We start from the raw sequence: 12148 nt of genomic DNA, 5'->3' as shown, positions 1-12148 counted from the left end.
TCATTCGGACCTCTGGAACTCCCGTTCCGGACGTTTTACGCCGAAGTGAACAACCTTTCACCCAAAACCGTTCGCTTTGTACAAAGCGTAATACCATGATCTTTATGCAAAGATTTCTGCTTCTTGCGGCCGTCTTGTCGACAGCCGCAGTGTCGGCGGCACAGGCCGTGCGGAATCCGGATACCGCAACCGCCGCCACGGTCCCGGAACGGCCGGTCATTCTGACGGATCCGGATCGAATTGCAGAAGGACGAGCCGGGTCGTTATTACCGGCTGGCACGGATCTCCGAAGAGGGTCAAACCGGCGGTTTTCTGCTGAAAAACTTCGGACGCCCGGGCGCAGAAAACCGGGAACGGGCTATTTCGATCGAGAAGACCCTCCAGGCTGCCGCGCTGACCTCCTGGACGCTCATCAACCGTCCGCTGGGCATTCTCCCCGGCCGGGTGACCCTCGCCAAGGCCCGCACGGCTCTTGCCCGGCGCCGCATAAGGTTACTCCTCGGGGTAGGGGACCACCGCCACCTTGACCCCCTGCTCGTTCATCGCCTCGAGCATCTTCGGCGAGACCCGCGAATCGGTAATCACCAGATCGATGTCACCCATGTCGCAGATCTTGCTGAAACCCCGACGACCGAATTTCGACGAATCGGCCAGTACGACGGTCTTCGTCGCAGCCTGGATCATCGCCCGGTTCAGACACGCCTCCTGCAGATGGGTCGTGCTCAGACCGTAGGTCGGATCAATGCCGTCAACTCCCAGAAACAACTTGCTGCACGTGAAGTTTTCAAGCATCCGCACGGCATATTCGCTGACGACCGAAGCCGATGAATGGCGAATGATGCCCCCGAGCTGGATGATCTCGATATCGGGTTTGTCCAACAACTCCATGGCCACGTTCATCGCCGAGGTGATCACCGTCATCTTCATGTTCGGGATGCAGCGCGCAAAAGCCTGCACGGTCGTCCCCGAGGCGATGATCAGCGCATCCTGCGCGGCGAGCAGTTCGACGGCCCGCTGGCCGATGCGGCGCTTGACCTCGGGGTGGAGTTTCTCCTTCTCCGAGACCTTGCGCGTGGCAATGTACGGATCGGCCAGAATAGCCCCGCCGTGGGTGCGGTAGAGGAGTTTCTTCTCCTCGAGCTGATCCAGATCCTTGCGGATCGTCACGGCCGATACCTTCAGCCGCTGGCTCAACGACCCGACATCCACACTGCCCGAGTCACGAAGCAAGTCCAGAATGGTTTTATGTCTCTCCCGAAGTGTCATTTTCCGTAGTTGGATGGGTTATGCGTCTGCAAAGATAATCAAAATGCGAAGAGATTGACTCCCACCTGCAGATATCCGGCCCGCTGATCGGGATTCCACATCGCATGGGCAAAGACTGGCATGTCGAAGCGCCCCAGTTTCAGCTTGTAGGTCGTCCGCAGCGAAATCTGGTCGATGCCGTCGTAGCCGTAGAAATTCGCGCCGCCGTCGGCTCCGTCCCGGTTGAAGGCAAACGTACCGCCCAGCCCGACATCCACGATCCAATGCTCGTCGCGGAAGAGGCTGTACTCCGCATTGACGTAGGTCGAATAGCGGTTCCGGCCGGTCTGGTTCAGATCGCGCCCGGCGAAGATCGTCGCCCAGTAGAGGCGCAGCGGCACTTCGAACTTCGTGTCGAAGTCGTAGGCCACGCTCAGATCGAGGAAGTGTCCCGTCGAGTGTTTGTTGTAGTTGAAGATGTCCTTGCTGAAGGGCAGGGCAGGCGAGTAGTTGAAGATGTCCCACACGGCCACCGTAAAGCCCGCTACCGAATAGGAGACATAGTAGTCGAACTCCTTGTAGTCACCCGTAAAGTCGGTGCCGCCCCAAAGGCCCACCTTCAGCCGGTCGTTGAACAGGCCAACGTTCACGTCCGCAGCCAGAACACCTCCGTCGGCCACCTGCTGGCCGCGCCAAAGATGCATGTTCTGAAGGGTTCCGCTCAAGTGCATGCGGGCGGTCTGTCCGAAGGCCGCAGTCGTCAGCAGCAACGCCGCGCAAAGCGCTGCAAGATGTTTCAAGGTCTTCATGGCAGTAGTCGTTTTGAAGTTAGTAGCAGTAGATCACGCAATAGAGCGCCGCGGCAATGAATCCGCCGATGATCGGCCCCACGACAGGCACCCACGAGTAGCCCCAGTCGCTCGTGCCCTTGCCCTTGATCGGCAGGATGGCATGCGCCAGACGCGGCGCCAGGTCGCGGGCCGGATTGATGGCGTAACCCGTCGTACCGCCGAGCGACATGCCCAGCGCCACGATCAGCATCGCAACGGGGAAGGCTCCCAGTGCTCCCATGCCCACTTCGGAGGTGTTGCCGTCGATCGAAAGGGCCAGGATGACGAAGACCAGCACGAACGTGCCGATGATTTCGCTGATGAGGTTGCGGCCGTAGTTGCGGATAGCCGGAATCGTGCAGAAGGTACCCAGTTTGGTCGCCGGGTCCGACGTGGCATCGTAGTGGTCCTTATAGAAAATGTAGACCAGCACGGCACCCACGAAGCCGCCCAGCATCTGAGCCACGATATAGGGGACGACCAGCGCCCAGCTGAAGGTCCCGGCAGCGGCCAGACCCAGCGTCACGGCCGGATTGAGATGCGCTCCCGAGTAGGGGCCCGAAATGAAGACACCCAGCATGACGGCCAGGCCCCACGCCAGCGTGATGACCACCCAGCCGGCATTCTCACCCTTGGATTTCTTCAGCGTCGTGCAGGCGACAACACCGTCACCGAACAGTACCAGAATAGCCGTACCGATAAACTCGAACAGGCATTTCAACATTACGTCGTTCATAAGTCAGCAGGTTTTAGGTTTTCTTGGATTTTTGGAAATAAAGAACCCGGAAACCGGATTTCGGGGTTCGGGATGGAGAAGCCCCCCGGAAAATCCGGATGAATCGGCAAGCGGTTCCGATCCATGCCACATCGGGCCGCCGAAAGAGGCAAAAGGGTTGGGCTCCCGACCGCTTCCGGATCGGGAGCTCAACGCCATCATTTGGTATAGTCGCTCAGTGTGCGTTTGACGGCATCCTCCCAGCCGGCCTTTGCCGCCGTGACCTTCTCCTCCTCCATCGCCGGCTCGAAGACACGGTCGATCTGCCACTGCTTGCGGATCTCGTCGATGCTCGACCAGTAGCCCACGGCCAGTCCGGCCAGGTAGGCGGCGCCCATGGCCGTCGTCTCGACGATCTGCGGACGGATGACCTTCGTACCGAGAATGTCGGCCTGGAACTGCATGAGCAGGTTGTTGCGCGAGGCGCCGCCGTCGACCTTCAACTCCTTGAGCGGAATGCCCGCATCGCGCGACATGGCCGCCGTGATGTCCATCGTCTGGAAGGCGATACCCTCGAGTGCCGCACGGGCGATATGGGCCGTCGTCGTGCCGCGGCTGATGCCGATGATCGTTCCGCGGGCGTACTGGTCCCACCACGGGGCGCCGAGGCCCGTCAGTGCCGGAACGAAATAGACTCCGTTCGTGTCGGGCACGCGCGAAGCCAGCTCCTCGACCTCCGACGAGGAGTGGATCACGCCCAGTCCGTCGCGCAGCCACTGCACGACCGATCCGCCGACGAAGATACTTCCCTCGAGGGCGTAGTTTACCTTGTCGCCGATCTTCCACGCCACGGTCGTCAACAGGTTGTTCTGCGACAGAATCGGCTTCTCGCCGCTGTTCATCAGCAGGAAGCAGCCCGTGCCGTAGGTATTCTTCACCATGCCCGGCTCGGTGCACATCTGTCCGAAGAGGGCCGCCTGCTGGTCGCCGGCAATGCCCGAAATGGGCACCTTGTGGGCGAAAATCGTCGTTTTGGTATGGCCGTATACCTCGCTCGAGGACTTCACCTCGGGCATCATCGAACGCGGAATCTTGAACAGATCGAGCAGCTCCTGGTCCCAATCCAGCGTGTGGATGTTGAAGAGCATCGTACGCGAGGCGTTGCTCACGTCCGTCACGTGCACCTCGCCGCGCGTCAGACGCCAGATCAGCCACGTATCCACCGTACCGAACATCAGTTTGCCCATCTCGGCGCGTTTGCGGGCCCCCGGAACGTTATCGAGGATCCACTTGATCTTCGTGGCGCTGAAGTAGGCGTCGATGATCAGACCGGTCTTCTGCCGGATCATATCCGTAAGGCCCTGGTTCTTCAGTTCGTCGCAGTAATCCGACGTACGGCGGTCCTGCCACACGATGGCATTGTAGACCGGTTCTTCGGTGTCCGAATCCCACACGATGGTTGTCTCGCGCTGGTTCGTGATGCCGATACCGGCAAGGTTCAGACCGTTGATGTCCATCATCGTAATGGCCTCGGCGATCACCGACGCCTGCGAAGACCAGATCTCGTGCGGATCGTGCTCGACCCAGCCCGATTTGGGGAAGATCTGACGGAATTCGCGCTGAGCAACAGCGCAAGTCGTGCCTCGCTCGTCGAAAACAATGGCGCGGGAACTGCTCGTCCCCTGATCAAGTGCAAGAATGTACTGTTTCATAGTAGTTTGTGGTTGGTTTTGGTTAATTGGTCGATTTTACAGGCGGCCCTCAGCAAGACCCGGCCGACAGGGCGGAATCCGCTCCCCGGGCCGCAAGCCGGATCCCTCGTGTCAGGCCAGCCGCGAAGCCAGAATATGGAGCGGATGTTCGCACGGTTTGGTGGTCGACATCTCGATCTGCCACTTGCAGGTCTCGCAGTCCGTGGCCACGATGTCGGCCCCCGAGTCCTCGATCTGGCGGAACAACGGCGCCCCGATGGCCTGCGAAGCCGCGTAGTTCTCCTTCTTGAAGCCGTACGTGCCGCCGATGCCGCAGCACTGCGAGTCGAGCACCGTCACCTCGACGCCGGGAATCATCCGCAGCAGTTCGATCGAATAGTAGCTCCAGCCCATCTTCTCCATGTGGCACGGCGTGTGGTAGGCCACCCGCAGCGGCGTCGTATCCTTGAACTTCAGCTGCATGTCGCCCCGCTGGAGCAGACGGTAGATGTAGCGTGTGGCCAGCTCGATGTGGTCGCGCACGTCGGCATTCTCCAGTTCGAGCAGGTGGGGATACTCGTCGCGCAGCGTGAAGGTACAGGTCGACGAGGTGGTGATGACGTCCATGTTGCGCCCCTTGACCGACGTGCGGATCGACCGCAGGTTGGTCTCGGCCTGGCGCCGCGCCTGCTTGTAGAGGCCGTTCGAGATCAGCGCCACGCCGCAGCACTGCTCGCGGTCGAGCAGCTGCACGCCGTAGCCCAGCGCATTCATGATCCGCAGCAGGTCCTTGCCCAGTTGCGGATTGTTGTAGTTGACGTAGCAGCCGTGGAAGTAGGCCACCTGGTGCGGGAAGGCCTCCTGCTCGGCGGCGGCATGTTTGCGGTACCACGACGTGAAGGTGCCGTGGGCGTACCTCGGGAAGATGCGCCGGTGGTCGATGCCCATCACCTTGTCCATCACCACGCGCACGGGCTTGAGCTTCACCGTGGCGTTGACGATCGGCGCAAAGGGGGTGGCCAGCGTGCCCACGAGGTCCGTATTGGCCAGCACGAAGTTCCGAAGCGAGGTGTTGTGCTGCGGGCCGTACTTGATGCGGGCCGCCTGGATGATGTCACCGATGCGCACGTTCGAGGGGCAGGCCACTTCGCAACGCTTGCAGTTCATGCAATATTTCAGCGCATTGTCGAAGAAGTCGGGGCGCTTGAGACGCAGCCGTTCACCGTCGGGTCCGGCCTGCTTCGGGCCCGGATAGTCGGGATTCACCGCCGCAACGGGGCAGTACACCGTGCAGACCGTACACTTGATGCACTGTTCGAAATTGTTCTCACTGACGCTGTTCTGCTGTATGTTCATGGTCGTATAGCTTTTTATCGGATGGTCAATTCTTCAGAATGCGCTCCGCCACGTGGAGGGCCGAAAGGAGCGAAACACCCGCGCCGCACTCCTCCTGCACGGGATGGAAGCCCGAAAGACCGGCTCCGGCGCAGTAGAGATTTTCGAGCGCCGAGCCACTCTTCATGACCCGCAGACCGGCATCCGTGCGGACGCCGAAGGCCTGGTAGGCCTGACGGTCGAAGAAGCGGAGCGTATACCACTCCGAACGGCCGCCGGCGTAGACCGTATCGGCCCCGAAGACCGGTTCGACAATCCGGTCGGGCGTCGCCACCAGCCCCTTGCTGAAGAAGCTGCCCGTCGCCAGCACGAAGCATTCGGCCTCGAAGGGAATGTTGCCGTGGTTGGCCGTGAAGATCCGCCGCACGCGGCCCTGCTCCGTCTCGGCACGCAGCACGCTGTCGCCCAGAAAATACTCGCCGCCCAACGCCCTGAACCGGTGCTGCAGCGCCTGCTGGGCCCGGATGCCCGGAATCGACGGCGGAAGGGTGGGAAGCAGGTGGATCGGAGTGTCGACCCGCGACCGCAGATAGGCGAGCGAATCGTTGCGGTTCAATCCGATTACGGCCGGGACGATCAGGGCGTCGCATCCCTCGGACAACTTGCGCAACGATTCGGAAAGCGCCTCCAGATTGGCTTCGCGGTCGAACACCCGGGCGATGTTGGCCGAACGCATCTCGCTCGGATTGCGCCGGATCTGCTCCAGATCGGGGTGATTGAAGTTGCCGAAACGACACTCCACGTCCTGGCGATTGAACTCCTCGGCGATGAACTCCGGGTAGAAATCCAGAAAACCCTCGATGTTGGCGATGCATACGCGACGGAAGGGGAGGCGACCCGCCTCCTCCGTGGTCAGATAACCGTCGATGGTCAGCCACGTGGCCTTCGTCTTTCCGAGCGGCGTAATCCGGAAGTGGTTGCGGCGGCTGTCACCCGCAACCGGGACGCCGGCCCGGCGCAGCAGTTCCGGAGCCTCCCCGGCATGGCGGGCGCAGGAGTCGGCGCCGATCACGGCATAGGGGTGCGTCGGGCACTGTCGGGCCAGCGTTGCGATGCCCGCCACGGGATCGCTGACCGCCGTGCCGTCGGGCAGGTGTCCCAACAGGTCGAACGACCCCGACGAAAAGTGAATGGCACTCTGTCCCTGCGAGACGATCGCACAATGCTGTCCCGCTTCGGCCAGGCGGATGCCGCACGTCATGCCGGCCAGTCCGCCACCGATAATTACCGTATCGAATCTCATTTTGATGCTGTTTTTTCTTCGTCCGACAATCCGCAAACACTCTCGTAGACCCACGTCATGTATTCGCTTTCACGCAGCGTGTCGCCCCACGCAATGGGCTCCATGCCCTTCCAGCGCTCGTTCAGGAACGAAACCAGATCGGCCTTCGCCCGGCGGGCACAGATCGGGTCGCGACGCCCCATCAGACCCGCCGCCCGGCAGGCGCACAACTCGCCCTGACAGGTTCCCATTCCGATACGCGTCCGACGCCGCAGATCGATCAGGTTGTTCACCGAAAGGTTCTCCAGCGCGTACTCCACCTCGCCGATCGAGACCTCCTCGCATTCGCACACCAGGCTGTTCTGGATCGACGTGCGGCTGTCGATCTTCACGGCCTGATCGCCGTGGCGCGAAATCGACGAACGCCGCTGTGCCACGGGGCGGTTGCGCATCTTGCGGTCGACCTCCTCGCGACTCTCCGTCGAGCCAGGCAGGGGAATCTCCGCCGTGCGGCACTTCTCGCCGTTGCCGATCTTCTTGCAGATGAGATCCGTGGCCCATTCGGCCATCAGGCGGTAGGTCATCAGCTTGCCGCCCGTGATAGTGATGAATCCCTCGAGGCCGTCGCGCGTGGCGTGGTCCAGCAGCACGATGCCGCGGCTGACGGTGCGTCCGCTCGGGTCGTCGTCCGAGGCCACCAGCGGCCGCACGCCCGCATAGGCTCGCAGAATGCGTGTCGTGGCCAATGCCGGAGCCAGCTTCTCACCCTCGCGCAGCAGCAGGTCGACCTCGTCGGGCGTGATGACCATGTTGTCGATCTGGTCGTAGGGGACCTTGCTCGAGGTGGTTCCGATGAGCGAGATCGTATCGCCAGGGACCAGAATATCGGCGTCGGCCGGCTTGCGGCAGCGGTTCAGCACCAGCTTGTTCACCCGGTGGCCGAAGATCAGCAGCGCCCCCTTGGCCGGAAGCATGCTGACCGTAATGCCCACCTTGGCGGCAATGCCGTGGCCCCAGATGCCGCCCGCATTGACCACCACCTGCGCGTAGAACTTCTCGGAACAATGGCGCCGGTGATCGTAGGCCTCGACGCCGATGATGCGGTCCTGCTCGCGCAGCAGCTCCATGACTTCGGTATAGGTACGGATCTCGGCACCGTGAGCCTTGGCATCGAGGATGTTCGACGAGGTGAGCCGGAAGGGGTCCACCGCACCGTCGGGCACCCGAACGGCTCCGATCAGCGCCGGATTGGCCGAAGGTTCGAGGCGCAACGCCTCCTTCGGGTCGATGACCTCGGCGCGGATCCCGGCCCGGCGGCAGGCATCCACGAAAACGGACTGATATTCCAACCCGTCCTCGGGGAGTGAAATAAACAGTCCGTCGGTCTGTTCGACGCAATGCGCCGCTATTTTTCGCAGGATCATGTTTTCGCGGATACACTCCACGGCCGATTCGTGATCCGTCACGGCATATCGGGCGCCGCTGTGCAACAGGCCATGGTTGCGCCCGGTCGCGCCGGTCGAGATATCGGAACGCTCCAGCAGCAGGGCCTTGATTCCACGCAACGAACAGTCGCGGGCAATTCCCGCGCCGGTGGCACCGCCTCCGATGATGATGACATCGTACGTATTGTCCATAGGTCGAAGAATTAAGTCACGACAAATATAAATACTTTTTTCTAAGGAAACAAAATAAAACGAAATAATTTAATTTCATTTTATTTCGAAAATAACTTAACGACTCTTCAATAAACCGCTGAATTCAGACATTCAAAATAAAACAAAAGCATTTTACTTATTTTGCGAAATACCCGGATTCCATTCGAAATTACGGTGCAGAAGCGATTTCCGCAAACCCGACCGGAGCGTTTCCGCCCGTCTTGCACCGACTCACTACATCGAAGTATATCCATATTTCACCCAAATTATTATCTTTGCACTCAAATTTCATCCCCGAACTCTCATCTGCAGCGATTACGCCCTCCCGCGAAACCGAGCGTGACGAAGACTCGGGAATGTGAAATCGGATCGATGCCTGCGACCACATCGGCCATGTGTTCGTCCTTACGGACGACCATCCCGAAATCCGTTCGAAGACTCCTTCCGCAAGGTATATATAAAAAATGTATGGCATCCGGCCCCGCATCAGATCCCGGATTCACAGAATCTCCTCGCGGCCAATCCGGACAACCAGGCGAAATGCCGCATTTGGAGAGTTTCGACGAAAAATTGACAAACGAACCGAACGGTGTTTCCCGTTATACGGAATAGAATCCAAACCATAGATATGACACAGATAGAAGGATCCATTTCACAGATCGTCGGACCGGTGGTGGACGTGACTTTCCAGCCCGATTCACCGGATTTCCGGCTCCCGGCCATCAACGACGCCATGGAGATCCACCGCGACGACGGCCGCACGCTCATCGTCGAGGTCCAGCAGCACATCGGCGAGCACACCGTGCGCGCCGTTGCCATGGACTCCACCGACGGACTGCGCCGCCACATGAAGGCCGTCGCCCTGGGCCACCCGATCTCGGTCCCCACGGGCAACCAGATCAAGGGACGTCTGCTCAACGTCATCGGCTCCGAAATCGACGGCATGAAGCCCCTCGACCGGACCCACACACTGCCCATCCACCGCGAACCCCCGAAGTTTGACGAACTGGCCACCTCGCAGGAGGTGCTGGCCACCGGCATCAAGGTCATCGACCTGCTCGAACCCTATGTCAAGGGCGGCAAGATCGGTCTGTTCGGCGGCGCCGGCGTGGGCAAGACGGTGCTCATCATGGAGCTGATCAACAACATCGCCAAGAAACACAACGGCTTTTCGGTCTTCGCCGGCGTGGGCGAGCGTACGCGTGAGGGCAACGACCTGCTGCGCGAGATGATCACCTCGGGCGTCATCCGCTACGGCGACGCCTTCCGCAAGAGCATGGACGAGGGACACTGGGACCTCTCGAAGGTCGACTACAACGAAGTGGCCAAATCGCAGGCCACACTCGTCTTCGGCCAGATGAACGAACCCCCCGGAGCCCGTATGTCGGTGGCCCTGTCGGGGTTGACCGCCGCCGAGTCGTTCCGCGACAGCAAGGAGGAGGATGCGCCCAAGGATATCCTCTTCTTCATCGACAACATCTTCCGCTTCACGCAGGCCGGATCGGAGGTATCGGCCCTGCTGGGCCGTATGACTTCGGCCGTGGGCTATCAGCCGACGCTGGCCACCGAAATGGGCCGCATGCAGGAGCGTATCACCTCGACCAAGCACGGTTCGATCACCTCGGTACAGGCCGTCTACGTGCCGGCCGACGACCTGACGGACCCCGCCCCGGCCACGACCTTCTCGCACCTCGATGCCACGACGGTGCTCAGCCGCAAGATCGCCGAGCTGGGTATTTATCCGGCCGTCGACCCGCTGGAGTCCACCTCGCGCATTCTCGACGCCAATATCGTCGGCGAGGAGCACTACACCACGGCCCAGCGCGTCAAGCAGATCCTCCAGCGCAACAAGGAGCTGCAGGACATCATCGCCATCCTCGGCATGGACGAACTCTCGGACGAGGACCGGCAGACGGTCAACCGCGCCCGCCGTATCCAGCGTTTCCTCTCGCAGCCCTTCTCCGTGGCCGAACAGTTCACGGGTGTTCCGGGGCAGATCGTCCCGATCGAGGAGACGATCCGCGGCTTCCGCATGATCCTCGACGGCGAGGTCGACTACCTGCCCGAGCAGGCCTTCCTCAATGTCGGTACGATCGACGACGCCATCCGCAAGGGCGAAGCGCTCCTGGCCAAAACCAAACAGAACTGATTCACCGGTAAAAACAACGCATTATGATCCTGACCATTGTAGCTCCCGGCGGCACGTTGTGCAACACGACGACCGATCGGGTCTCGTTCCCGGGAACGGTGGGGCGATTCACCGTCCTCAGAGGACACGCTCCGCTCATCGCGGGACTCGGCTACGGAGAGATCGTCTATGCAGGCGAAGCAGGGGAGGTGCGTCTTCCGATCAAGAACGGATGCGTACGCGTCTATGAAGATCGGATCGAGGCCTGCGTCGAGCCGGCCGACGAATCGGTCACCAATAAAGAGGAGGTGAAACCATGATGAAGGCTTTTGCAAGAATCGCCGTGCTGCTCGCGCTGCTGATTCCGGCCGGGACCCTCCGTGCCGAAGAACAACAGCAGGAACCCGACATCAAGGCGATCGTTCTGGGACACATCGGCGACAGTTACGAATGGCACGTTCTCTCGACCGCCGGCGGCGAGTGGAGCATTCCGCTGCCGGTGATCGTCCACAGCCCCTCAAGCGGCTGGCACTGCTTCTCGTCGTCGCGGCTGCGCGAAGGCGCCGAGTACGAAGGGCTGCGCATCGCCTCGGAGGGCGAGCATGCCGGCAAGGTCGTCGAACGCCAGGCGGACGGTTCGGACCTGCGGCCGCTGGACCTCTCGCTGACCAAAACCGCCGCGGCCCTGCTGCTCAACAGCGCGATCCTGCTCTGCCTGGTGCTCGGTGCTGCCCGCTGGTACCGCCGCCACAAGGCCACGGACCGGGCTCCGAAAGGCTTCGTCGCCCTGTTCGAGATGCTCGTCTCGGGCATTATGGACAGCGTCATCAAGCCCTGCGTCGGCCCCAACTACCGCAAATTCGCCCCCTATCTGCTCACGGCCTTCTTCTTCATCTTCGTGAACAACCTCATGGGGCTGATTCCCTTCTTCCCGGGCGGCGCGAACGTCTCGGGCAATATCGCCGTGACGTTCATCCTGGCCCTGGCCACGTTCCTGGCCGTGAACATCTTCGGCACGAAGCACTACTGGAAGGACATTCTCTGGCCCGACGTTCCGGTCTGGCTCAAGGCCTTCCCGCTCATGCCGCTGATCGAGCTGGTGGGCATCTTCACCAAGCCCTTCGCGCTGATGATCCGTCTGTTCGCCAACATGTTGGCCGGACACGCCGTCATCCTCAGCCTGACGTGCGTGATCTTCGCCACGGCCGGCATGGGGGCCGCCATCAACGGTTCGATGGGCTTCGTCTCGGTCCTCTTCTCGATC

At 61.0% G+C, this 12148-nt stretch carries 10 protein-coding genes; 3 read left to right on the top strand and 7 right to left on the bottom strand.

Annotation, left to right across the window (positions count from 1 at the left end; all coding sequences use genetic code 11):
* Nucleotides 1-492: 492 nt before the first annotated feature.
* The 7 genes from PUQ42_RS08325 to glpA all read right to left on the bottom strand — a co-directional run bounded on the left by PUQ42_RS08325 (nt 493) and on the right by glpA (nt 8735).
* Nucleotides 493-1266, bottom strand: coding sequence for a DeoR/GlpR family DNA-binding transcription regulator (locus PUQ42_RS08325; RefSeq protein ID WP_273372913.1), 774 nt, complete (start codon nt 1264-1266; stop codon nt 493-495).
* A 38-nt stretch (nt 1267-1304) separates the two neighbouring features.
* A complete protein-coding gene (locus tag PUQ42_RS08320; RefSeq protein WP_273372911.1) occupies nt 1305-2054 on the bottom strand; it encodes a hypothetical protein in 750 nt (249 codons plus the stop codon).
* A 19-nt stretch (nt 2055-2073) separates the two neighbouring features.
* A complete protein-coding gene (locus tag PUQ42_RS08315; RefSeq protein WP_197714864.1) occupies nt 2074-2811 on the bottom strand; it encodes an MIP/aquaporin family protein in 738 nt (245 codons plus the stop codon).
* Between the two features lie 197 nt (nt 2812-3008).
* Nucleotides 3009-4502, bottom strand: coding sequence for a glycerol kinase GlpK (gene glpK, locus PUQ42_RS08310; protein WP_122120814.1), 1494 nt, complete (start codon nt 4500-4502; stop codon nt 3009-3011).
* A gap of 111 nt (nt 4503-4613) precedes the next feature.
* Nucleotides 4614-5837 carry an anaerobic glycerol-3-phosphate dehydrogenase subunit GlpC gene (glpC, locus tag PUQ42_RS08305; protein ID WP_273372908.1) on the bottom strand — a complete coding sequence of 408 codons (1224 nt, stop codon included), beginning with the start codon at nt 5835-5837 and terminating at the stop codon, nt 4614-4616.
* Between the two features lie 25 nt (nt 5838-5862).
* Nucleotides 5863-7119, bottom strand: coding sequence for a glycerol-3-phosphate dehydrogenase subunit GlpB (glpB, locus tag PUQ42_RS08300; RefSeq protein WP_273372906.1), 1257 nt, complete (start codon nt 7117-7119; stop codon nt 5863-5865).
* Entirely contained in the window at nt 7116-8735 is a 1620-nt protein-coding gene (gene glpA / locus PUQ42_RS08295) for an anaerobic glycerol-3-phosphate dehydrogenase subunit A (RefSeq protein ID WP_273372905.1), read from the bottom strand. Before glpA ends, glpB begins: the two co-directional genes overlap by 4 nt.
* Before the next feature lie 649 nt (nt 8736-9384).
* Between glpA and atpD the strand changes: the two genes are divergently transcribed.
* The 3 genes from atpD to PUQ42_RS08280 form a co-directional block, all read left to right on the top strand.
* On the top strand, nt 9385-10905 hold the full coding sequence (gene atpD, locus PUQ42_RS08290; protein ID WP_273372904.1) for a F0F1 ATP synthase subunit beta: 1521 nt from the start codon (nt 9385-9387) through the stop codon (nt 10903-10905).
* 23 nt (nt 10906-10928) lie between these two features.
* Entirely contained in the window at nt 10929-11204 is a 276-nt protein-coding gene (locus PUQ42_RS08285; protein WP_273372902.1) for a hypothetical protein, read from the top strand.
* Nucleotides 11204-12148, top strand: a 945-nt coding sequence (locus tag PUQ42_RS08280; protein ID WP_273372933.1) for a F0F1 ATP synthase subunit A, incomplete at its 3' end; no start/stop codon positions are given. The genes PUQ42_RS08285 and PUQ42_RS08280, both read left to right, overlap by 1 nt.

It is taken from the genome of Alistipes megaguti (assembly GCF_944320325.1).
Lineage (GTDB): Bacteria > Bacteroidota > Bacteroidia > Bacteroidales > Rikenellaceae > Alistipes > Alistipes megaguti.
This window is presented reverse-complemented; position numbering and strand designations above follow the sequence as displayed.

What these genes read in the sequence shown, in the direction of transcription:
- PUQ42_RS08325 (WP_273372913.1), bottom strand. Translation starts at nt 1,266, where the DNA reads ATGACACTTCGGGAGAGACATAAAACCATTCTGGACTTGCTTCGTGAC.
- PUQ42_RS08320 (WP_273372911.1), bottom strand. Translation starts at nt 2,054, where the DNA reads ATGAAGACCTTGAAACATCTTGCAGCGCTTTGCGCGGCGTTGCTGCTG.
- PUQ42_RS08315 (WP_197714864.1), bottom strand. Translation starts at nt 2,811, where the DNA reads ATGAACGACGTAATGTTGAAATGCCTGTTCGAGTTTATCGGTACGGCT.
- glpK (WP_122120814.1), bottom strand. Translation starts at nt 4,502, where the DNA reads ATGAAACAGTACATTCTTGCACTTGATCAGGGGACGAGCAGTTCCCGC.
- glpC (WP_273372908.1), bottom strand. Translation starts at nt 5,837, where the DNA reads ATGAACATACAGCAGAACAGCGTCAGTGAGAACAATTTCGAACAGTGC.
- glpB (WP_273372906.1), bottom strand. Translation starts at nt 7,119, where the DNA reads ATGAGATTCGATACGGTAATTATCGGTGGCGGACTGGCCGGCATGACG.
- glpA (WP_273372905.1), bottom strand. Translation starts at nt 8,735, where the DNA reads ATGGACAATACGTACGATGTCATCATCATCGGAGGCGGTGCCACCGGC.
- atpD (WP_273372904.1), top strand. Translation starts at nt 9,385, where the DNA reads ATGACACAGATAGAAGGATCCATTTCACAGATCGTCGGACCGGTGGTG.
- PUQ42_RS08285 (WP_273372902.1), top strand. Translation starts at nt 10,929, where the DNA reads ATGATCCTGACCATTGTAGCTCCCGGCGGCACGTTGTGCAACACGACG.